General features: G+C 40.1%; 23 protein-coding genes. 10 read left to right on the top strand and 13 right to left on the bottom strand.

The features are described 5' to 3' along the window. Window positions 1-37: 37 nt before the first annotated feature. From LRQ06_RS01180 to nagB, 3 genes are read right to left on the bottom strand one after another with little or no spacing between them, the layout of a single operon-like run. The gene (locus LRQ06_RS01180) at window positions 38-1255 is read right to left on the bottom strand and encodes an ROK family protein (RefSeq protein ID WP_232764615.1); all 1218 of its coding nucleotides are present in this window, start codon (window positions 1253-1255) and stop codon (window positions 38-40) included. A gap of 5 nt (window positions 1256-1260) precedes the next feature. Then, window positions 1261-2406 (bottom strand): N-acetylglucosamine-6-phosphate deacetylase, encoded by a 1146-nt coding sequence (nagA, locus tag LRQ06_RS01175; protein ID WP_232764614.1) that lies wholly within the window; start codon window positions 2404-2406, stop codon window positions 1261-1263. 4 nt (window positions 2407-2410) lie between these two features. Further along, window positions 2411-3220 (bottom strand): glucosamine-6-phosphate deaminase, encoded by an 810-nt coding sequence (gene nagB, locus LRQ06_RS01170; RefSeq protein WP_232764613.1) that lies wholly within the window; start codon window positions 3218-3220, stop codon window positions 2411-2413. A gap of 216 nt (window positions 3221-3436) precedes the next feature. Here nagB and nagE point away from each other — a divergent pair, with 216 nt between their 5' ends. The 5 genes from nagE (at window position 3437) to LRQ06_RS01145 (ending at window position 7813) form a co-directional block, all read left to right on the top strand. Then, window positions 3437-4945 (top strand): N-acetylglucosamine-specific PTS transporter subunit IIBC, encoded by a 1509-nt coding sequence (gene nagE, locus LRQ06_RS01165; RefSeq protein ID WP_232764612.1) that lies wholly within the window; start codon window positions 3437-3439, stop codon window positions 4943-4945. A 152-nt stretch (window positions 4946-5097) separates the two neighbouring features. Next, the gene (locus tag LRQ06_RS01160; protein ID WP_232764611.1) at window positions 5098-5445 is read left to right on the top strand and encodes a hypothetical protein; all 348 of its coding nucleotides are present in this window, start codon (window positions 5098-5100) and stop codon (window positions 5443-5445) included. A gap of 11 nt (window positions 5446-5456) precedes the next feature. Beyond that, window positions 5457-6200 (top strand): alpha/beta hydrolase family protein, encoded by a 744-nt coding sequence (locus LRQ06_RS01155; RefSeq protein WP_232764610.1) that lies wholly within the window; start codon window positions 5457-5459, stop codon window positions 6198-6200. A 24-nt stretch (window positions 6201-6224) separates the two neighbouring features. After that, window positions 6225-6851 carry a bifunctional nicotinamidase/pyrazinamidase gene (pncA, locus tag LRQ06_RS01150; protein ID WP_232764609.1) on the top strand — a complete coding sequence of 209 codons (627 nt, stop codon included), beginning with the start codon at window positions 6225-6227 and terminating at the stop codon, window positions 6849-6851. 2 nt (window positions 6852-6853) lie between these two features. Beyond that, window positions 6854-7813 carry a ketopantoate reductase family protein gene (locus LRQ06_RS01145; RefSeq protein ID WP_232764608.1) on the top strand — a complete coding sequence of 320 codons (960 nt, stop codon included), beginning with the start codon at window positions 6854-6856 and terminating at the stop codon, window positions 7811-7813. A gap of 538 nt (window positions 7814-8351) precedes the next feature. Here the strand turns inward: LRQ06_RS01145 and LRQ06_RS01140 are convergent. After that, a complete protein-coding gene (locus tag LRQ06_RS01140) occupies window positions 8352-9239 on the bottom strand; it encodes an AEC family transporter (protein WP_232764607.1) in 888 nt (295 codons plus the stop codon). A gap of 192 nt (window positions 9240-9431) precedes the next feature. Between LRQ06_RS01140 and LRQ06_RS01135 the strand changes: the two genes are divergently transcribed. From LRQ06_RS01135 to LRQ06_RS20990, 3 genes are all read left to right on the top strand, one after another. After that, a complete protein-coding gene (locus tag LRQ06_RS01135; RefSeq protein ID WP_232764606.1) occupies window positions 9432-9713 on the top strand; it encodes a DUF134 domain-containing protein in 282 nt (93 codons plus the stop codon). Between the two features lie 130 nt (window positions 9714-9843). Then, a complete protein-coding gene (locus LRQ06_RS01130) occupies window positions 9844-10335 on the top strand; it encodes a NifB/NifX family molybdenum-iron cluster-binding protein (protein WP_232764605.1) in 492 nt (163 codons plus the stop codon). A gap of 146 nt (window positions 10336-10481) precedes the next feature. Beyond that, window positions 10482-10766 (top strand): PaaI family thioesterase, encoded by a 285-nt coding sequence (locus LRQ06_RS20990; protein ID WP_232764604.1) that lies wholly within the window; start codon window positions 10482-10484, stop codon window positions 10764-10766. 17 nt (window positions 10767-10783) lie between these two features. Here LRQ06_RS20990 and LRQ06_RS01120 read toward each other — a convergent pair whose 3' ends face one another. The 3 genes from LRQ06_RS01120 to LRQ06_RS01110 all read right to left on the bottom strand — a co-directional run bounded on the left by LRQ06_RS01120 (window position 10784) and on the right by LRQ06_RS01110 (window position 13455). Further along, the gene (locus LRQ06_RS01120) at window positions 10784-11134 is read right to left on the bottom strand and encodes a DnaJ family domain-containing protein (RefSeq protein WP_232764603.1); all 351 of its coding nucleotides are present in this window, start codon (window positions 11132-11134) and stop codon (window positions 10784-10786) included. A gap of 21 nt (window positions 11135-11155) precedes the next feature. Continuing rightward, window positions 11156-11869, bottom strand: a complete 714-nt coding sequence (locus LRQ06_RS01115) for a DUF554 domain-containing protein (protein WP_232764602.1) — start codon at window positions 11867-11869, stop codon at window positions 11156-11158. A 392-nt stretch (window positions 11870-12261) separates the two neighbouring features. After that, a complete protein-coding gene (locus LRQ06_RS01110; RefSeq protein WP_232764601.1) occupies window positions 12262-13455 on the bottom strand; it encodes a class I SAM-dependent methyltransferase in 1194 nt (397 codons plus the stop codon). Window positions 13456-13658: 203 nt separating this feature from the next. Between LRQ06_RS01110 and yccX the strand changes: the two genes are divergently transcribed. After that, window positions 13659-13931 (top strand): acylphosphatase, encoded by a 273-nt coding sequence (gene yccX, locus LRQ06_RS01105; protein WP_232764600.1) that lies wholly within the window; start codon window positions 13659-13661, stop codon window positions 13929-13931. A gap of 11 nt (window positions 13932-13942) precedes the next feature. On the opposite strand, the gene LRQ06_RS01100 is transcribed toward yccX, so the two are convergent. From LRQ06_RS01100 to LRQ06_RS01075, 6 genes are all read right to left on the bottom strand, one after another. Continuing rightward, window positions 13943-14272, bottom strand: coding sequence for a TusE/DsrC/DsvC family sulfur relay protein (locus tag LRQ06_RS01100; protein WP_232764599.1), 330 nt, complete (start codon window positions 14270-14272; stop codon window positions 13943-13945). 175 nt (window positions 14273-14447) lie between these two features. Then, window positions 14448-15110, bottom strand: a complete 663-nt coding sequence (locus tag LRQ06_RS01095; protein ID WP_232764598.1) for a Bax inhibitor-1/YccA family protein — start codon at window positions 15108-15110, stop codon at window positions 14448-14450. A gap of 237 nt (window positions 15111-15347) precedes the next feature. Continuing rightward, window positions 15348-16109 (bottom strand): amino acid ABC transporter ATP-binding protein, encoded by a 762-nt coding sequence (locus tag LRQ06_RS01090; protein WP_308218810.1) that lies wholly within the window; start codon window positions 16107-16109, stop codon window positions 15348-15350. 22 nt (window positions 16110-16131) lie between these two features. Beyond that, window positions 16132-17229 (bottom strand): amino acid ABC transporter permease, encoded by a 1098-nt coding sequence (locus LRQ06_RS01085; protein WP_232764597.1) that lies wholly within the window; start codon window positions 17227-17229, stop codon window positions 16132-16134. A gap of 1 nt (window position 17230) precedes the next feature. Then, complete coding sequence (locus LRQ06_RS01080; protein ID WP_232764596.1) at window positions 17231-18436, bottom strand: amino acid ABC transporter permease; 1206 nt, start codon at window positions 18434-18436, stop codon at window positions 17231-17233. Window positions 18437-18514: 78 nt separating this feature from the next. Beyond that, window positions 18515-19546, bottom strand: coding sequence for an amino acid ABC transporter substrate-binding protein (locus LRQ06_RS01075; protein WP_232764595.1), 1032 nt, complete (start codon window positions 19544-19546; stop codon window positions 18515-18517). 452 nt (window positions 19547-19998) lie between these two features. Between LRQ06_RS01075 and LRQ06_RS01070 the strand changes: the two genes are divergently transcribed. Further along, the gene (locus tag LRQ06_RS01070) at window positions 19999-20949 is read left to right on the top strand and encodes a precorrin-2 dehydrogenase/sirohydrochlorin ferrochelatase family protein (RefSeq protein ID WP_232764594.1); all 951 of its coding nucleotides are present in this window, start codon (window positions 19999-20001) and stop codon (window positions 20947-20949) included. The last annotated feature ends 31 nt before the right edge of the window (window positions 20950-20980 follow it).

Raw genomic sequence — 20980 nt, 5'->3', positions numbered from 1 at the left:
ATCATGTCCCAATCTGTTATGCTGTCATTGGGTTTGTTTATGATTGTGTTTCCAGGATTTTCGACAGCAACTCCCCGTTGTGCATGGCTCTTTTCACTAATGCGTATCCGCCCATCGTGCCTTGTTTTTGATATTTTGCCATGCACAAATGCATTTCTTTATTGAATTTATTTAGTGCTTGACGTTCTATCTGTGTCTGTAGGACGGGGAACAATATTTTTTTTGAGTTCTGTATGATTTCACCGGCCAGTAAGACTTTCTCCGGATTAAAAAGATTTACAAGAGTGGAAAGAACTTGTCCCAGGTATCTGGCTGTTTCTTCTACGATGTGGATGGCTACCTCATCGCCAGATTCCGCTGCCTGGCATATGGTTTCTACAGATAACGTTTGGTTTGACAGAATCGTAGGATGACCACGCTTAATTAACTGACTGGTCCTTGATACGATAGCATCATTAGAAACCAGAGTTTCGAGACACCCAAAATTGCCGCAATGGCATTGCTCCCCGAATGGATCGATTTGGACATGGCCAATTTCGCCGACGGTTCTTTGTTTTCCGCTTAATAAATTACCATTAGAGACAATACCTGCACCAATTCCACCATGGATAGTGACGAGAATAAAATCATCACACTGCCTGGCATGCCCAAGATAATATTCGGCCAGAGCAAGAGCTCTGATGTCATTACCAATGAAGACTGGAAGGCCGAAATGATTGAGCGAACTGATAAGATTCAATCCGCCGATCTGGTGATTAGGAGAATAGTTAACTAAACCGGTATTTGTGTCAACTAACCCAGCCATTGTGACTGAAATTGCAATCAGATTTTTTTGATTACTACAGGAAAGGCATTGTGAGATTTCCTGCTTAAGTGTGGCGACAATGTTTCCGGCATCGTGACTGAGGATAGGAGTTATATGGTGAAATATAATATTTCCAGCAAGATCCATCAGACTTGAATGAATATCTGTTCTTCCTAACCGGCAAGAGACGAAATAAAAATCTTTTTGATTTGTGGTTAGTGCTATTGCCGGCCTTCCTCCGGTCGATGCTTCCTGAGACAGCTCCGAAACAAGATTATGTTTCATAAGCTGTCTTGTCAGATTCGTGACACTTGCCGGGGCAAGGTCACTTTTCTGAACAATATTGACTCTTGATATCGGGCCGTTTAAGTCGATGAGTTGATATACCAGTGCGGCATTATTGTATTTTACTTTTTCGTACGCATTTTTTTGACCACTGATATTACTCATCGAAATCAATTCCTTACTATGACTCCATTCACTATGGATGCCGATACTTTATAGTCTTGATTCATAACAATCAAGTTAGCCACAAAACCGGGTTTAATACATCCCAGATGGTCTGAGACTCCGATGGCTTTTGCAGGATAGAGAGAGGCCATGCGAAGAGCTTCATCCAGAGATACGCCAGCGTTTTCAACCAGTCTTTTTACTCCTTCATTCATCGTCAGAGATGACCCTCCGAGAGTTCCTTTTTCATCAAGACATTTGCCATTTTTGATATAGATAGTTGTACCGCAGAAGTCGAACTTATCCAGTTCTTTGGGGGCGGATGAGCCAGCGGTACCATCAGTAACCAGACACAAGCGGTTACCGAGAGTTTGTTTTGCAATTCTTATATTTGCCCAGTGAACATGATGCCCATCGGCAATGATTCCAGCGTATAGGCTGCCACTATCAAGTACTGCACCAACTGCGCCAGGTTCTCTGGCTCCTGATATTGGGCTCATGGCATTATACAGATGAGTAGCGAAGCTTATTCCGTAAGAAAACGATTGTTTTGCTTCTTGATAACTGGCTGCGGTGTGGCCGATACTGACTATTATCCCGGATCTTACCAGGGCTCTAATATGCTCCGGTTTATTCATCTCCGGTGCTAAAGTCACTTTTTTTAACCATGGCGTCTGTCCACTAAGCCATTCAACCATATTGTCGCCGGGAGCCCTTAACTGTTCCTGTGGATGTATCCCTTTTCTGACCGGGTTGGTATATGGACCTTCCAGATGCATGCCTAAAACATGGTTTGGATTTTCATTCATGTATGCTTTGCAGGCATTAATTCCATTACGGATGGCTTCATCACTATCGCTTATCAACGTAGGAAGAAAACTGGTTGTTCCGGTTTTGATATTCGTCTTATGCATGTGCATAAGCGTCTGTTTGCTTGGTGATGTATTGAACATGACTCCCCCACAACCATTTTGTTGCAGGTCAATGAAGCCGGGACACAGTATTTGTCCCTTAAGGTCGATGTGTTTTACGTTTGTTGGGATATTTTCTGACGGGACGATATCAATAATAGTACCGGAATCTATGAGTACAGAATGAGTTGTCAGACGTTGTTCGCCCGTAAAAATAATGCTGTTATCAAGGGAAATCATTAAATTACAACTCCTTTGCTATATTTATTTCGGATGCTTCCAGTTGTTGAAAATAGCGGAGTGTTTTTACTTTTAATTCCATCGATGCTGGTTCATCACATATCAGAATACTTTTTGCGTGTAACTGGAGCGCTGAAATTGTCCAAAGGTGATTAACCGCACCTTCTACGCCAGCCTGTACCGCCTGAGCTTTATTGGCACCTGTCGCCAGAATTAAAATTTCTTTCGAATCAAGCAATGTTCCCACACCAACAGTCAAAGCCATTTTTGGAACCTGTGAAATATCATTTTCGAAAAAACGGGCATTATCTATAATGGTTTCAGGAGTCAATGTTTTTATTCGTGTTCTTGAATTAAGAGAAGAAGCCGGTTCATTGAATGCAATATGTCCATCGCTACCTACACCGCCAAAGAAGAGGTGAATACCGCCATAATTTTTTATTTTCTCTTCGTAATTACGGCATTCTTCTTCAAGATTGTCTGCCATTCCGTTCAAAATATGGATATTTTTTTTATTGATATCTATATGCTTAAAGAAGTTTTCGTACATGAAATAGTGATAGCTTTGAGGGTGTTCTGCTGGAAGTCCAACATATTCGTCCATATTAAAAGTCACTACATTTTTAAAACTGACTTCTCCTTTTTTATATAGCTGAATTAATGCTTCGTATGTTGTTAAAGGTGTACTGCCTGTTGGAAGTCCCAAGACAAAAGGACGATCGGATGTAGGTGCAAATTGTTGAATTTTTTTCACTATATAATTTGCAGTCCATTTTCCGACTTCGGTTTTATTTTTTAGTGGTAATAAGCGCATGATACATCTCCGTCTACAGTAAATTAATCTTACTTAATTTATATATTGAATAAAGTTACAGGATTAAGCAAGGGATATCAGAGATAATTTTGCAATCATGATTAAAATGTGACATATATATTAACGCTTAGTTTATTGGATGAACTAAGATGTGTGAGAACAATTGGCAAAGTGATTTAGCTTTGACCACAGTACAGAATTCAATTGGAGGAAGTTATGAACGTACTGGGATATACGCAAAAACTCGGGAAGGCGATCATGCTCCCGATCGCTATCCTACCGGTTGCGGCGATTCTGCTTCGTCTCGGACAGCCAGATATGCTAGGTATTGCATTTATGGCTCAAGCCGGCGGAGCGATTTTCGGGCAGTTACCACTTTTGTTTGCCATCGGTATTGCGATTGGGCTATCTAAAGATGATGCCGGTGCTGCAGGTCTGGCGGGTGCGATAGGTTACCTGGTTTTAACTGAGGCTGCTAAAACAATCAATGCGGACATCAACATGTCCTTCTTCGGTGGCATTGTGGCTGGTATTGTTGCCGGGCATTCATACAATCGCTTCTATAATTATAATCTTCCAGCTTATTTGGCATTTTTTGGCGGTAAGCGTCTAGTACCCATAATGACAGGTCTTATTTCTCTCATTCTTGCTGCGATTATGGGTGTTGTCTGGCCTTCGATTCAACATGGTATTGATTCATTTGGACATGCAGTTGCCACATCCGGTGCTTTTGGTCAGTTTGCTTACGGGACGCTCAACCGGGCTCTTATTCCAGTAGGCCTTCATCATGTTATGAATTCTATTTTCTGGTTTGGTCTGGGGGATTGTACAAAAGTAACTTATGAATTAGCCGGAGCATTGCAAAATGTTTGTGTTGATCCGTCTGTTGCGAAATCTTTTGTTATTGGTTCTTCTGTTCCTGGTATTGATGGCAGTATTATTAAGGAAGTTGCTGAACAGGCCACTCGTGGTGACTTAAACCGCTTCTTTGCCGGAGACCCGCACGCCGGTGTATTTATGACCGGATTCTTCCCTATTATGATGTTCGGGTTGCCAGGCGCAGCGTTAGCTATGTATTTTGCTGCTCCTCAGAATCGACGTAAACAAGTCGCCGGGCTACTTGCATCCGTTGCATTAACCGCATTTTTGACTGGTGTAACAGAACCGCTTGAATTTACCTTTATGTTCCTGGCTCCGGTACTTTATATTGTTCATGCAGTGCTAACCGGGCTTTCTCTGGTTGTAACTAATTATCTTGGGATTTTGGATGGCTTTGGTTTCTCTGCCGGTTTGTTTGACTTTATCATTAACTGGGGACTTGCGACAAAACCAGCTTTGCTTATAGTTGTCGGGCTGGTTTTCGGGGTCGTGTATTTTGTTATCTTTTACTTTTCGATTAAAGCATTTGATATTAAAACGCCCGGAAGAGAAGACGATACAGACGAAAACGAAAAAGTATCCGGTAGTGGACAGAGTGGCGATATGGACACCCTTGCCCGTCAGTATATAGAAGCGTTAGGAGGGCAGGAAAACCTTTCTCAGATTGATGCCTGTATAACCCGTTTACGTTTGTCTGTGAAGAGCATGGATGTGGTTAATGATGCTTCTCTGAAATCGTTGGGGGCTAAGGGAATTGTAAAACTTAATGCAACAAATATTCAGGTTGTCATTGGACCTCAGGCTGAAATTATTGCTGATGGGATGAAAGAAATTACTCAAAGTTAATGATTTCGTAAATGATTGTTTGTACCGGCCAGATACGTCAGTATCTGGCTTTTTTTTTGAGTTACACTGGCAGAAAAGCGGTTTTCCGTTTTCATCAGACTTGATATGCTTGAAAAGTGAGGATAAATATTTTTAGGTAAGGCTCTTAGAACATGAAAAAACTCAGTGTTATTATGATGTTAACATTAGTACTGACAGGTTGTAAAAACGGTTTTGAAGGCGAGTATTCAGCAAAAACCGGTTCAGATAACGAAGTTCTTAGCAATATTGCTCAGTATGCGCCTCATGACAATATTGTTATTGGCGAAAATTACATTGATGTTGAAGGTCAAAGAACTCAGTTTGATAAAATTTTTGAACGCAAGTCCGGTGGCAAGCGTTATCTTGTCTTTGTTAAAAATGGGAATGAAGACGTTTGGAAGATTATTGATGATAATACGCTGGTGCAGGAAAAAGGTATTCTGAACGTCACTTATCATCGGATAAAGATTGTAAAATAAGGAGACTGAATATGGCGGCCTTAGTTACTACCTATCAGTATGGAAGGAGTGAAAGCCAGAGTGGCGATTTGTTTTTACCAAAAGGCGGGGTTTCTAAAGGTTTTGTCTGTTTAATCCATGGTGGATTTTGGAAATATCCCTATGGTAAAGATCAAATGAACGAACTGTCAGCTCACCTTGCTCAAATGGGGTATGGTGTCTGGAACATTGAATACAGAAGAACAGGGGAAAAGGAAGGCGGTTGGCCCGGTACATTTGATGATGTGGTTGATGCTGTGAACTATCTTGGAACGCTGGATGTTTTTAACAAAACGAATATTAGTATCATTGGTCATTCTGCCGGAGGACATTTAAGCTTGTGGTTATCTCACCAGCAACATCGTTTGAATTTAGCAATAACAGAAGTGATTGCCCTGGCTCCCGTTGCGGACTTAATTGGCGCTTTTAAGAAGAATATGGGAAATGGAGCAGTATATGATTTACTCGGCGTAACCCCATCGGAGGATATTAACCGTTACCTTGTCACATCACCCATGGAGTTATTGCCCGGAAATATTCCTCAGTATGTGCTGCACGGGACCGACGATGAGTACGTTGATATTAATATGACATATTCCTACTCAGAAAAAGCGCTGGCGCTCAATAGTAATGTCATGTTTTTGGAAATTGAAAAAGGTACCCATTTTGACTTTCTTGACCTTTCGTCGCCCTCGGTAGGAAAGCTATTTGATATATTAAATGGATTATTAGACTAGTAATTGGTTTTTCAGGAGATAATTATGAGCAAGGCGCTTTTGTTGGTTGATATACAAAATGATTTTTCACCGTCAGGTACATTACCAGTGCCTGATGGCGATGAAATTGTTCCTGTTATTAATAACATATTAGATCAGTTTGATTATGTTGTGGCGACGTTGGACTGGCATCCTGAGAACCATGGCAGCTTTGCTTCACAATATACTGGCAAGAAACCCGGAGATGTTGTGAATTTGTCCGGTACTGAGCAGATTTTATGGCCAATGCACTGTGTTCAGAATAGCGAAGGCGCAAAGTTCATTCCAACACTGAATACAGCCTCTATTAACCATATTGTTCACAAAGGTACGCATCCGGATGTAGATAGCTATAGCGGTTTTTATGATAATCAGAAACGCCATATGACAGGTCTGGCTAAGTATTTAAAATCAAATGCTATCACGGATGTTTATGTGGTCGGTCTGGCGGCTGATTATTGCGTAAAATTTACTGCCTTAGATGCAGTAGCTGCTGGTTTTAATACTTTTGTCATTAAGGATGCTACCAGAGGAGTAAACGTCCAGGATGGTGACGTAGATGCTGCTTTTTCGGTAATGGAAAATGCAGGCTGTAAAATCATTCAGTCTGAAGAACTGAAGGGTGAGAAATAAAGATGAAATTTGCAATATTAGGTGCCGGAGGTATCGGTTGCTACTATGGTGCAAGACTGGCGGCTGCTGGTCATGATGTGGTGTTTGTTGCCCGTGGGCTGCATCTTAAGGCGATGCAGTCGCAAGGCTTGTCAGTGACTCAAAATGATTTTTCTTTTAATTCGAATGTGATTGCTGTGGATTTGGACACTCTGATGTCTGAATTTAACTGCGAAGAATTTGATCTCTTGATTCTTGCTGCGAAAAGTGCAGCAACGAAGCAGATAATGGGTGATTTGAGTGATTGGTTGTCATCAGGTTCAACTCCCGTGTTGTCCATTCAAAATGGTGTTCGTAATGAAGAAAAAATTGCTGCAGTTGTAGGTAAGATGCGCACCCTTGGTGGTTTGGCGGTCAGAATCGGTGGGCATATCGTTAATCCTGGTGTCGTGCAGGTAACCGGTGTTGCTGAAATTGAGATGGGAATATGGCCAAATAGTAGGGTTCATCCTGATTCAGAGCGTTACGTTAACTCTCTCGGAAGTGTATTTAATGAAAGTGGAATCCCAACTAGTATTCAGGAAAATATTGAGTATGCGCTATGGAAAAAACTGATCATCAATAACAGTGTTAATCCATTGTCCGCGTTAACCGGACTTGATACCCGGCAAATGCTTGCTGAAAAAAGCCTGAGAAATGTGGTGTATCAGATGATGCTGGAAACGGCTAAAGCTGCAAACTATGCTGGTGTAGAAATAGTAGAAAAAGACGTTGATGAGATGTTTGACTTAATTTCTAATTTTGCGGCAATTAAAACATCGATGTTAGTAGACCGGGAAAAGGGCAGACCATTAGAGCTTGATGATATATGTGGCCCTGTACTTGATTATTATCGTATTAATAATAATGAGGCAAAAACAACGTCGTTAATAAAGACATTACTTGAGTCTAATTTACATTTTTGTGCCTTCAATGTCTCCTGAACAGCCTTTTGAATGTATGGTTTGATTTTTTCACATTATCAGATTGATCTGAATTTTTTCACAGTTGATAGTAAAGAATTCGATATGAGATCAAGTTCAAATTTTTTGGAAATGTTTAATTTTTGTTCGTTTTTTAAGGGCGATTTTCACAAAAAATTCATCAATTATTAGAGTTGGTCAAATTTATTTATGGTAAAAACGACTAAGTTGTTTTTATGAGAGTGAAAAGAGGACTACACATCAACAATAATAAAGGTCATTAAGAGCGAACACTATATCTTATATAGAGATAGAGAGATTAGACGTATGAAAATATTATCGAAATCTTATAATGTATTGGAACAGCTTTTAAAGCCACTTCCACTTTCTGCTGTTATCACAATTCTAATTTTTGCCTCAATGTTATACATGAAGTTACATGGGTATGATCAATCTCTTTGATAAAAGCTGAAGGAGTTCGTTGGAGTTGAATAGACGTGTTTAGCTCCAATGAAAAATAACATTTCTTGGATTCCCCAATCCGAAATGCCGATGATTACTATTTCACAACTGAAAGCGCGTACCATAATAAAATCGGCATTGTAATAATCGACAGAAAATTGCCATACAGAACCATCGAGGCAACAGTTGGTCCATCGAGTTTGTATCTTTCGGCAAATAAGTGATTCATTACAGCAGGAGGAAGCATAGTAAACAGAACCATCATTTGTTTTTCTAAAACAGGCAAGTTTATTGTGTGAATGATCATGATGTATGCCATAGCGCCACTTAGTAGTGAAGTGAATGTACTTAATATACCAATTTTTATTCCTGAACGGTTTAGGTATATAAGTTGCGAACCAAGAGAAAAAAGCATTAGGGGTATTGAACTTTCCCCAAGCAAAGTCGTTGCTTTTAATAACGGCGTCCATATATGTATACCACTGTAATTGATTGCTAAAGATAATATGGTGGCGTGAATCATCGGCATGCGAATCAGTGTTTTCAGTCCCTGCTTATTTAGTCCACTGATAATAATAAGACCTATAGTCACCTGTAGACAGGTTGAAACAACCATGAGGAGTACAGCATCTGACTTGGCTATTTCACCAAAAGTGTATACAAACAGGGGAATAGCCAGATTACCGCTGTTGCGAAACATGTGTGGTGGAACCCAGACTTTGTGATCGAGTTGTCTAAATAGGGTAAATAACCATATAACGATTCCCGGAACAATAACAGCCAATATACCGGCATTAATTAGAGCGATTTGTTTATTTCCAATTGGCATATCTACCAGGCAGGAAAATACCAGAGCGGGTGCAAAATAATCAATATTAAGGCGATTAATTGGTTTCATGTCGATTGACGTTTTTTTTGCGCACAAATAGCCGACAATAACGACAAAAAACATCGGGAATAAGATTTCAATGACTCGAATTAACACGGCTGAAAGGATTTTGTGAAAAAAGTATAGCCATTACAGCACTTTCTTGGGATCATGACTAGTATCAAACTGAGAAATAAAATTTAAGAAAACTATCTCAGATATGGTGAATTTGCTTGAATTCTCATTCACTTTCTTGTTGAATACGGCGATGATATCAATTCTCATATTTACGACTAAAGAGGCTAAGCTATGGGACGACCTAAAATCCCGAGAAAAATATGTGGTGCTCCGGCTAATAGCTGCTTTAAGCCCAATGGAATCCAAATGGGGGACTTAGAGCAAGTTACCCTGCATCCTGATGAATTTGAAGCCATTCGTCTTGTTGATTATCAGGGGATGTTGCAGTTGGAAGCAGCATCAGTGATGGGTGTATCAAGACAAACGTTGGCCAATCTGGTGAAATCAGGCAGACAAAAAGTTTCAGATTGCTTATTAAATGGCAAAGCTTTGATGATGACTCCTTCCGAATAAGAAACTACTTGTTATAAAGCCGCATGATGGCTTTCTTTACCAATTATTATTGGTTCTTTCACACATAAAATATTGGCATATGCTAATTATGGGGGTATGATTGTGTATATTTTTATTGTGAGGACCAAGTATGATTACAGCAGTACCTGTGATGGATAACCGATTATCGAATCATTTTACGAAAGCACACCACTTTATTTTTGTGAAAGACACCGGAGAACTTGTTAGTTCGGCACCAAATCCGGCACTAGATTCCGGATGTTCAGGAAAATCGCGCCTTCTTGAAATGTTAAAATCCAATCATGCCAAAAGAGTATTAGTAAAAAACATTGGTTCGAGAATGCTGTCCCGCCTTTTTGAATGTGAAATAAAAGTGATCATGGCAGAAAAAGGTCAGTCAGCAGACCTGCTTAGTTTGCTTCGGGGAGAAAATGTAACAACTTTAGTTGATTTGTCACGAGCTCGTATATCAAAGAAATACGAAGATAAAAAAGCGGCAGGTCAGCTATGTTGTCATTCCGGTAAAAATCATTCAGGTAAAAATCATTCAGGTCATTCTTGTTGCCACTCAGACAACCATTCTCAGTCCGACAATAAGAAAAAATGTTGTTGCAGAAAATGATCGGAGCAGAGATTTCAGAAAGAAGATCCGAAGCTGATGCTGTTTTGAAATTGCATTCAGGCTGTTTTGCCTGTGGCTTAGAATCGCCAGAGCTTGGTTTGCATTTTTTTCCTTTGTCCTCTGGTGGGCTGAAAGGAGAGTTTATTGTGGCTCAAAAATATCAGGGTTATGGTGGTTTGCTTCATGGTGGTATTGCAGGAACAATGCTTGATTCAGTAATGACGCACTGCTTGATGCAGCGGGGAATTAAAGGTCTAACGGCTGAGCTGAATATTAAATATCATAAACCGATTGAAGTTGGCAGTATTGTTTCTATTTATGGGAAAATAAACAAAAAGTTAAGAAAGGTTTATTTCTTATCTGCATATTTGGAAACAGAGCAGGGTATTTGCGTTAGCGCACACGGTAAATTTATTGAACCCAAAAAGTAGAGACAAAAAAATCACTTCTATTTAGTTTTTGAAAGGTATTGATAAATAAAACGGGTGTCAATGCCTTTTAGCCTCATTTTTAATTCGAGCGTCTTTAACTTATTTGAGATGTCTTTTATTGTTGTATCAGTAGCCTCGACACTATTAATCAAATCACATAACCGTAAAGCATGATTTCGATCTTCTAATTCCGGTGGAAGGTATCCCGAATTTTTAAGAATTCGGTAGCAAGCTCTTAATTCTTCGGGAATAAAAGTTTCATCTTCAAAGTCAACAGGTTTACCTTTCCCTGGTAGGTTATCTAATTTACCTTCCTCTATGGCTGACTGAATTACTTTTTCTGCTATCTGATCGATCAGAAGAGTCAATGTTACAGTACCTCCGGATATCTAAACAATAGATGCCCATAAAGCAGATATTGGCATTGCAATGATAAGAGCCGGGAGCATATTTGCTACCGGGAATTGTAATATACCACAAATGCGAAATCCTGTTGCAAGCATAACTAGCCCACCAACAGCGGAAAAGTCAGCAATCATGACATCATTAGTGAGAGGCATAATGCTTGATGCAGAATAATAAAGAACTGCTTGTACGATTGTCTGTGGGATAGCGAGTGATGCGACCGGAAACCCCAGACGAATTGCAAAAATAATGGCTGTAAAAAAATCCAGAAATGATTTTACAATGAGCAGCGTAGGGTCACCTGTTACCCCTTCGTTCATGGAACCGAAAATACCGGTTCCACTTACACTAAAAAGAATTAGAACAGAAATAAATGCTTCAATATATTCATTCTGACTGATACTGGAGTTGGGTTTTGGCAATGTGCGTTCGATAAAATCTTTCAGAAAGTGAGCCAAAGATTTGATTTTTTCTTCTAAGTCGAATATTTCTCCGATAAGAGTACCAATGAGCATGGCAAGAACAACGGCCGGCAATAGTTTCACCTTCATTATCATAGCGATACCTAATCCCATTGATGTCAGGCCAAATACCATCGGCATGCGTTCTCTTATTCGTTGTGGCACTTTTGTACCACCTACAGTACCGATTATGCCACCTAAGATGATTGCAGTTGCGTTTATCAATGGACCGATCATTAAATATCCTTATGATTTTAAAGACTAATTTGTTGGGAGAGTATTGCCGGCAAGATTCATCATTGGCAATAATGTGATGATTGTCACTATGTAAGTTGGTTCGATCAAGCTTTATATCTATATTGTATTGCTAATGTTATATTTATTCATAATTTAAATTGATTAATTTTATCCCTAAATAACATCATGATTCAGAACTTAATAAATGGTTTGGTTCTGGGGATATATTGTCATCAGCAGGTATTCCTTCTGACAAATTCAGTGATTACTGTGACTTTTCTGTTCATTTATAAACAAAGAAAATATGATTTAGCGCTGCTGCCATCAATAAAAGCGCTGTAGGATAGAGCGCTTTTATTGATAAGAATCTGACTGTTATTTACCTTAGCTTCTTATATCACCTTGCAGGCAAAACCTTTCAGATAGAATCCTTCCGGATAGGCTGTATCGATAGGGTGATCGGCGGCCTGTTCAAATCTTTCAACGAATCTTACGGTACGACCGGAATCAACTGCTGCATCAGCGATGATTTTTTGAAACAAAACCTGATCCATAAGTCCGGAACAGGAGTATGTCAGCAATGTGCCACCAGACTTAAGAATTTGCATAGCCAGCATGTTAATGTCTTTATACCCACGGCAAGCACCATTTAGTTGTGCTTTAGATTCAGCGAATTTTGGTGGGTCCATTATTACGACATCAAATTTTGTGCCCTGATCACGGTATTCTCTTAAAAGCTTAAAAACATCGGCATTCAGAAAAACGGCTTTTTTCTTACTTATATCAAAGTTATTCAGAGTTGCATTGTCTTTTGCTATATTTAGTGCTGGTTGAGAAACATCTGCATTAATAACCCGTCGGGCATTGGCTTTTAAGGCATACAGCCCAAATCCTCCGGTATAAGAAAAGCAGTTAAGGACTTCTTTATCTGCAACATACTTCATTGCCTGAAAGCGGCTGTCTCTTTGATCTAAATAAAATCCGGTTTTGTGGCCATTTTTTATATCGACCTGAATCTTGATGTCGTTTTCTTCAATAACGACGAATTTAGGTGGTTCATTACCCCGTAGAACCCCTGTTATTTCTTTCAATCCTTCTTTTTTACGAACAGAAACATCAGAACGTTCATAAATATTGTGTTCTGGAAAGCAAGTTAACAAAGCATCGCAAATTGTCTGTTTGAGTTTATCTGCAGCTGCACTAAGAAACTGACAAACAAGATAATTATCGTATTTATCTACAGTAACTCCCGGCATTCCGTCAGATTCAGCTGCAATGAGACGGTAACCGGTTAGTTTACCCTGTTCAATAATATCATTTCTTATTCGTTGAGCTTGCTGAATGCGCTTAGTAAAAAAATTCTGATCAATATTCTGCTTATTAAATGTCCAGACTCTGGCACGGATTTGAGAGTGAGGTGAATATCCGGCTTTAGCCAGCCATTGTCCTTTATTGCTAAAAACATCAACAGTATCTCCGGGTTCAGGTGATCCTTCGACTTTTTCTATTGCTCTGGAGAAAATCCAGGGATGTTTTCTGAGAAGGGACTTTTCACGACCTTTAGCTAAATAGACGGCTGCTGACATGGGTTAAACTCTGTGTTTTTAACATGGGCGGGTATTTTCATAGAACTAATTCGGAAAAGCAAATGGTAAGGCATTCTTACTGGGAAATAATAATCTCGATGGTGTAATGATTTTTGAATAAGTTAAGTAGCTAAATATGGCGAAGTTAAGTTACAGTAACCATACTGTTTTATAAACAATCTCGGTTTTTCTGGAGGCCCGTTATGACCAAAAGTGAAAAGTTTATTGTTTCCGGAATCGTACAGGGTGTTGGATTTCGTTATTTTACTGCTCATCAGGGAATCAACCTGGGGTTAACCGGTTTTGCCCGAAATTTAAGTAATGGTAATGTAGAGGTTATAGCAACAGGAGAACCCGAGCAGTTAGATGATTTATATGAATGGCTGAAACAGGGCTCACCAATGGCATCGGTGGAAAGTATTCAAAGGGTTGAGTATTTTCCGGAGAAGCCTTTTAAGGGCTTCTCAATACATTGAGATAATCAATTTTACAGGCATTTGGCCGGTTTTGGTAACCCTGCAAGTTTTGTCGCTTGTTTAGCCGGCCCTTCGCGAAATAACTTAAACAGATATTTGCTGCATCCTTTTTCGGGACCGTATTCTTTTGCCATTGCCTTAACCAGCATTCGTATGGCTGGTGATGTGTTATATTCTTCATAAAACCGGCGAACGAACATAATAATTTCTATATGGTCAGCGGTTAATTCAATACCTTCCTGCTTTGCCAGAATAGGAATCAGCCCTTCATCCCATTGTGAAAAATCAACCAGATAACCTTCATTATCAGTCTCAATATTTATGTCATTATAAATTAACATATTCGAAATAATGCCTTCTCATAAATCCTATTTACAAAGGTGGATTGTTTACGTTACTGCTCGCAAGTTTACGCTGATAGATGTGAGATGCCAATAAGGTGTTTCCAACAAAAATCCCCTCGCTTAAGAGGGGATTTGATAGTTATTTCGTTAATAACCAAAGTTGTTAACGGAATTAATCGTCGTTCATGACACCAAGAATACTTAGTAAGCTGATGAACAGATTGTAGATTGATACATACAAAGTAATCGTCGCTGAAATATAGTTTGTTTCACCACCACGAACAATTTGCTGAGTAGTTAACAAGATTGCACCGGTTGAGAACAGAACAAACAACCCACTCATTGCAAGATAAATCATTGGCATTTGTAGGAAAATATTTGCAATCATACCAACCAGTAGAACAACAAAGCCAGCTAATAACAGCCCATTAAGGAAGGACAAATCCCGTTTAGTTGTCAGAGCATAAGCAGAGGCAGCCATGAAGGTTAGCGCTGTGCCGCCAAGAGCAGTGATAACAACATCGCCCATACCATGACTGACGTACATGTTTAAAATCGGGCCCAGTGTGTACCCAAGAAACCCCGTAAACAGGAAGGCGAAGACGACGCCAAGGGTGCTGTTACGATTTTTTTCAGTAAGAAACAGTAAGCCATAAAATCCGACAAGTGTAATGATTAGTCCTGGACGTGGTAAGTCCATTGCCATTGAAATCCCCGCAATGACAGCAGACCATAAAAGTGTCATTGATAATAATGCGTAAGTGTTACGTAAAACCTTATTGGTTTGTAAAACACCGCTTTGAGTTGATGCTTGAGAATACATAGGTCTGTTCATACTCTTCCTCGTATGGTGGTTACCTTTTGTTTATATGACATTTATGAGGGCAAAAGTTCAAAAATTCAAGCCCGGAAAATGTTTTTTAAATTCTTTCCTTAATATGATACTCAATTTCAGTTAACAAGTAATGATTAAGTTGTAACACGATTTTTCTATATTGAGTGATCAAAAAAAGAGACACTGTGAATAGTGCCTCTTATTTCTCCTGATAGCTAACTCTAACTCATGAACGAATTAATGAGAAAGAATCTGAGATAGGAAGTTTTTCGTACGGTCCGACTGTGGATTTTCGAAGAAGTCTTTTGGATTGTTCTCTTCGATAATCTCACCTGCGTCCATGAAGATAACTCTGTCCGCAACTTCTTTCGCAAATCCCATTTCATGTGTTACGCATAACATTGTCATGCCTTCTTCCGCCAATTCTACCATTACGTCCAGAACTTCCCGAACCATTTCCGGGTCGAGTGCAGACGTTGGTTCATCAAACAGCATAACTTGCGGGTTCATACATAATGAACGGGCAATGGCAACACGTTGTTGCTGACCACCAGACAACTGGCCTGGATACTTCAGAGCCTGATTTGGAATTTTTACACGTTCCAGATATTTCATTGCGATGGCTTCCGCCTCTGCTTTAGGCATTTTTTTTACCCAGATTGGAGCCAGCGTACAGTTTTCTAAAACTGTCAGGTGAGGGAACAGGTTAAAGTGCTGAAAGCACATACCAACCTCACGGCGGACGGTTTCAATATCTTTCAGATCTTCAGTTAATTCAGTTCCGCTAACAATGATTTTGCCTTTCTGGTGTTCTTCCAGGCGATTAATACAGCGTATCATGGTTGATTTACCTGACCCGGAAGGACCACAAATAACGATCTTCTCTCCTTTGGTTACGCTGAGGTTAATGTCTTTCAGTACGTGGAATTCTCCATACCATTTGTTCATATGTTTAATACGAATCATTAGATCGTCATTTTTTTGAGTTTGTAGCGTCATAATACGTCCCTTTCATTTTTGCTTATCGTTTGTGGCCGGTATTTAATTTATTTTCTAGCCATATCGAGTATCTCGAAATGCCGAAACAAAATATCCAGAACACTAACGCGACAAATACATAACTTTCTGTTGCAAAACCAAGCCATGATGGATCGGTATTTGCTGCCTGCCCAATCCCCAAAACATCAAACATACCGATAATAAGAACCAGACTTGTATCTTTAAATAAACCAAGAAAGGTGTTCACTATTGAAGGAATGGTAATTTTCAGTGCCTGAGGCAGGATAATTAGCACAATTTTTTTCGTATAATTCAGTCCAAGAGCATCGGCGGCTTCATACTGGCCTTTAGGTATAGCCTGTAATCCTCCCCGGATAACTTCGGCCATGTAGGCAGCGCTAAACATAACGACACCAATTAGCGCCCGGACTAATTTATTTGCCTCTGCACCATGTGAGAGAAAGAGTGGAAGCATGACCGATGCCATAAACAAAACGGTAATCAACGGCACACCACGCCACACTTCAATATATACAGTACTCAGGCTACGGATTACGGGCATATCCGATCGGCGGCCAAGAGCCAGCAAAATACCGATGGGAAGAGATACCACGATACCAACAAGAGCAATGATTAATGTAATCAGTAAGCCGCCCCATTTATGTGGTTCTACAACCGGCAAACCAAACAGAGTTCCTTCAAGCAATTCTGCCATCAGAAATGGATAAATTGTTACGGTAAACAAAAAGATCCAGGTACGCTTAGGCGTCTTATGATAAGCAAGTAATGCTGTCAGGATAGCCAGGGTGGCAAAAAAGAGTTTTGGTCGCCATAATTCCGCTTCAGGGTAGAAACCAAACATAAACTGTTCAAAACGAACACTTATAAATACCCAGCACGCACCACTTTTCGTACATGCGTCACGGGTAGTTCCTATCCAGTTAGCATCCAGAATTGCCCAGTCGAATACAGAGATAATTCCTTTACATGCGAAGAATGCAATAACGAAAGTCAGAATTGTGTTCAATGGACTGTTGAACAGGTTTTTAAGCATCCATCCCATCATACCGCGAGTGTTTGCCGGTGGTGGGAGATCAGGAAGAAATTCGTGTTTTTTCATTTTATCTTTCCACCAGTGCAACTTTTTTATTGTATATATTCATTAACACGGAGGTTAATATACTCAAAGTCAGGTAAACACCCATTGTCATTGCGATGATTTCGATTGCCTGTCCGGTTTGGTTGAGGGTTGTGCCTGCAAATACCGATACCAGATCCGGATAACCGATAGCCATTGCCAATGACGAGTTTTTTGTCAGATTTAGATATTCACTTGTCAGTGGAGGGATGATGATCCTCATCGCCTGAGGAATGATGACCAGTTTCAATGTCTTAGAGCGCGATACACCCAGAGACATTGCCGCTTCGGTTTGCCCGTAATTTACGGCATTGATGCCGGAACGAACGATTTCTGCAATAAATGCAGCCGTATATACACTTAGTGCCACTAGCAGTGCCGCCAGCTCAGGAATGATGGCAATACCGCCTTTAAAGTTAAATCCTTTCAGGTGAGGATATTCTGTGGATATTGGCATTCCTGAAATGAAATATACAATCAGAGGTAAACCGATAATCAGGCCAAGAGCTATCCGTATCATTGGTGTCTGCTGACCTGTCTGTATCTGACGTTTGTTTGCCCATACTTTAATAAATAAGGTGGCAATAATTCCAACAATCAGAGCTGCCAGTACAAAACCACTTCCTGATTCGAACACCGGAGCCGGCATATATAGCCCTCTGACATTCAGGAACAAGGCATTGCCCAGTTCGTAGCTTTGTCTGGGAGAGGGTAGAGCCTGAAGTACAGCAAAGTACCAAAAGAGAATTTGAAGCAGGAGAGGAATATTACGGAAAATCTCAATATAAACGGCAGCCATTCGGCTGACCAGCCAGTTTGATGATAACCGGGCGATACCGACTAAAAAGCCAATAATTGTGGCAAAGAAGATACCCAGAGCGGATACCAGAGCAGTGTTAAGAAGCCCTACAACAAAGGTCCGGGCATATGTGTCCGTTTCATTATAATCGATCAGTGATAAACCTATACCAAATCCGGCAGGTTGATCCAAAAAGCCAAAGCCTGTTGCGATACCACGTGCTTCCAGGTTTGATAGTGCATTATTCACTAACGTATAGATAAACAGAGCAAGTGCAACAACAGTAATGACCTGGAAGGCAACTGATCGAAAAGTGGGATTGTATAATAAGTTTGTACTTCTGGACGGGCTGGTTTCCATCTCAGAGACATGACTATTCTCAGGTTTCATACAGCTATAACCTCAAATCCATGTTTTCGATAAATGGGCGGAGAAAGGTTCCGCCCAGTTTTTAGCTTAGAAAGGCAATTAACGAAGTGGAGGCGCATACATAAAGCCGCCTGCGTTCCAAAGTGCGTTGACACCACGAGAGATTTGAAGTGGAGAACCCTTACCTACAGTTCTTTCGAAGACTTCGCCATAGTTACCAACCTGTTTGACAATTTGGTAACCCCAGTCATCACGGATGCCAAGTCCTTTACCTTTAGGTCCGTCTTGTCCCAGAATGCGTTTAATATTTGGATCAGTTGATTTCAGCATTTGGTCGACATTCTTTGAAGTGATGCCATATTCTTCTGCATTGATCATCGCAAAAAGTGTCCATTTGGCAACGTTAAACCATTTGTCATCGTCCTGACGAACTACCGGGCCAAGGGGCTCTTTAGAAATGATTTCTGGTAGTACGACTGCTGAGCTTGGATCTGCCAGGTTCAAACGAAGTGCGTATAAACCAGATTGGTCAGTTGTCAGAACGTCACAACGGCCTGCATCAAAGCCTTTGGCTGTCTGAGCACCGGTATCAAATACCACTGGTTTGTAACTCATACCGCTTTTACGGAAATAATCTGCAAGGTTAAGTTCGGTAGTTGTACCTGATTGAACACAAACTGAAGCTCCATCAAGTTCTTTTGCACTTTTAACGCCAAGATCTTTTTTCACCATGAAACCCTGGCCGTCATAATAATCAACACCGACAAAGTTCAGACCAAGAGTGGTATCTCGTTGAAGTGTCCAGGTTGTATTACGGGAAAGAACGTCAATTTCACCAGACTGAAGGGCAGTAAATCGTTCTTTTGCTGTTAATGGCACGTATTTAACTTTTGTTTTATCTCCTAAAACTGCAGCTGCCAAAGCCTGGCAGTATTCAACGTCGATGCCTTCCCATTCACCTTTTTCATTTGGGTTTGAGAAGCCTGGCAGACCAGTACTTACGCCACAAGATAAATAGCCTTGAGAAAGTACTTTGTCTAATGTGCTTTCAGCAGCAGATGCCGATGCAGAGGCTGCCAGTGCGGCAGAAACGGCTACCGTTGAAGCAAGAAGTTTAAGTTTATTTGCCATTTGTGTCCTTCCTGTATGATCCATATATAAACAGGTAAACCCTGTTATCAATATAATAGTCTGTTGTGTTTATTATTTATTTTTACTGCGTTATGAAGCATTTTACGTGCCTCTTAATAGTGCAGATTTTTTCATAAGTTAGGTTTAAATTTTTCTCAAATATGTGGTCTTAAGACTTATAATAGAAACCCGACCTATGTAATTTAGAATGGCGAATTGTTATTCAAATGTAAATGGTGCAAGTGAGCTCCATTGTGGTGCAACAGAATGTCCTGTTTTGTATGGAATAGCTTTTTGGTATTAAATGCCTTTATTGAATATTAAAATGGAATTAAATTTTAAAAGAACATTAAATTCAAACGATCATTTTTACCGAATGGTATTTTAGAGCGTAGCATGCACATTTTTAGGTAGTGTCATTTTGACCAAAATTAAGGAGATTTTTAGGATAAATGCGATATTTTCCACTATTTATGGATCTTGTGGACAAACCGGTATTGGTTATTGGTGGCGGTGAAGTTGCAAGTCGAAAAGTTGAAGCTTTGATTAAAGCTCAGGCTGACGTGATGATTGTATCTCCTGAATTGTCTTCTTTTTTAAAGACTTTAGTCAGTAGCAAAAAATGCAAATGGCTAAACGAGCCGTATGACGAAGACAAACTGACTTTACAACCATTCAGGCAGGTGTGGGCGACAACGGATAACAGGGAACTGAACCACAGGGTTTATGAAGATGCCAGAAAAAGAAATCTGTTAGTTAATGTTGTTGACGATCAGCCCTATTGCGATTTTATTACCCCGTCCATGATAACCCGTGGAAGGATTCAGGTTGCGATTTCCAGTGGGGGTTCCTCACCGGTTCTGATTAGGAACCTGAGAGAAATGATTGAAACGGTTTTGCCTCAGAATGTGGGGCTTCTTGCTGATTTTGGTGCATCAAAACGTGATGATATCAAACAAAAATTACCAGAAGTGGATTTAAGAAGAAAATTTTGGGAAATGTTTTTTGCTGATGCCCGAGTCAAAGAATCTACTGAGTATCAGGATCTGGATAATTATTATCAGGAAATGAGCCGTCATCAGGTTTTTGAAGCAGACGATGAACATTGGGTTGTTATTGAAAGAGATGTTGAGCTTTTACCGATCAAAGCATTAAGATATATGCAGCAGGCTGAAGTCGTTTTTTATGGTAATCATGACTGTCAGACCTACCTGGAATTATGTCGTAGGGACGCTGAGCGGGAACAGTATAAAAACAGGAAAGAGCTTCTGGAGCTACTTAATCAGTACCGACAGAAAAAAGCCAGGATTATTGTATTAATTCATCCCACGCTTCGTTATCTTCATCAGCAATGCAGCGATGGAATTGCCCCTCTGTTTCTTAATGGACGAATAGAAAAGTAGGGTTTAACCGGAAATCACAAATCAAGATGTA

This window comes from Vibrio salinus, from assembly GCF_021272385.1.
In the GTDB taxonomy this organism is placed as follows: domain Bacteria; phylum Pseudomonadota; class Gammaproteobacteria; order Enterobacterales; family Vibrionaceae; genus Vibrio; species Vibrio salinus.
Note: the sequence above shows the minus strand (reverse complement) of the source record. Positions and strands in the feature narration are given on the sequence as shown.

What these genes read in the sequence shown, in the direction of transcription:
- nagE (WP_232764612.1), top strand. Translation starts at nt 3,437, where the DNA reads ATGAACGTACTGGGATATACGCAAAAACTCGGGAAGGCGATCATGCTC.
- LRQ06_RS01110 (WP_232764601.1), bottom strand. Translation starts at nt 13,455, where the DNA reads ATGTCAGCAGCCGTCTATTTAGCTAAAGGTCGTGAAAAGTCCCTTCTC.
- LRQ06_RS01115 (WP_232764602.1), bottom strand. Translation starts at nt 11,869, where the DNA reads ATGATCGGTCCATTGATAAACGCAACTGCAATCATCTTAGGTGGCATA.
- pncA (WP_232764609.1), top strand. Translation starts at nt 6,225, where the DNA reads ATGAGCAAGGCGCTTTTGTTGGTTGATATACAAAATGATTTTTCACCG.
- nagA (WP_232764614.1), bottom strand. Translation starts at nt 2,406, where the DNA reads ATGATTTCCCTTGATAACAGCATTATTTTTACGGGCGAACAACGTCTG.
- LRQ06_RS01100 (WP_232764599.1), bottom strand. Translation starts at nt 14,272, where the DNA reads ATGTTAATTTATAATGACATAAATATTGAGACTGATAATGAAGGTTAT.
- LRQ06_RS01135 (WP_232764606.1), top strand. Translation starts at nt 9,432, where the DNA reads ATGGGACGACCTAAAATCCCGAGAAAAATATGTGGTGCTCCGGCTAAT.
- LRQ06_RS01160 (WP_232764611.1), top strand. Translation starts at nt 5,098, where the DNA reads ATGAAAAAACTCAGTGTTATTATGATGTTAACATTAGTACTGACAGGT.
- LRQ06_RS01130 (WP_232764605.1), top strand. Translation starts at nt 9,844, where the DNA reads ATGATTACAGCAGTACCTGTGATGGATAACCGATTATCGAATCATTTT.
- LRQ06_RS01070 (WP_232764594.1), top strand. Translation starts at nt 19,999, where the DNA reads ATGCGATATTTTCCACTATTTATGGATCTTGTGGACAAACCGGTATTG.
- LRQ06_RS01145 (WP_232764608.1), top strand. Translation starts at nt 6,854, where the DNA reads ATGAAATTTGCAATATTAGGTGCCGGAGGTATCGGTTGCTACTATGGT.
- yccX (WP_232764600.1), top strand. Translation starts at nt 13,659, where the DNA reads ATGACCAAAAGTGAAAAGTTTATTGTTTCCGGAATCGTACAGGGTGTT.
- LRQ06_RS01075 (WP_232764595.1), bottom strand. Translation starts at nt 19,546, where the DNA reads ATGGCAAATAAACTTAAACTTCTTGCTTCAACGGTAGCCGTTTCTGCC.
- LRQ06_RS01080 (WP_232764596.1), bottom strand. Translation starts at nt 18,436, where the DNA reads ATGAAACCTGAGAATAGTCATGTCTCTGAGATGGAAACCAGCCCGTCC.
- LRQ06_RS01155 (WP_232764610.1), top strand. Translation starts at nt 5,457, where the DNA reads ATGGCGGCCTTAGTTACTACCTATCAGTATGGAAGGAGTGAAAGCCAG.
- LRQ06_RS01085 (WP_232764597.1), bottom strand. Translation starts at nt 17,229, where the DNA reads ATGAAAAAACACGAATTTCTTCCTGATCTCCCACCACCGGCAAACACT.
- nagB (WP_232764613.1), bottom strand. Translation starts at nt 3,220, where the DNA reads ATGCGCTTATTACCACTAAAAAATAAAACCGAAGTCGGAAAATGGACT.
- LRQ06_RS01095 (WP_232764598.1), bottom strand. Translation starts at nt 15,110, where the DNA reads ATGAACAGACCTATGTATTCTCAAGCATCAACTCAAAGCGGTGTTTTA.
- LRQ06_RS01090 (WP_308218810.1), bottom strand. Translation starts at nt 16,109, where the DNA reads ATGACGCTACAAACTCAAAAAAATGACGATCTAATGATTCGTATTAAA.
- LRQ06_RS01180 (WP_232764615.1), bottom strand. Translation starts at nt 1,255, where the DNA reads ATGAGTAATATCAGTGGTCAAAAAAATGCGTACGAAAAAGTAAAATAC.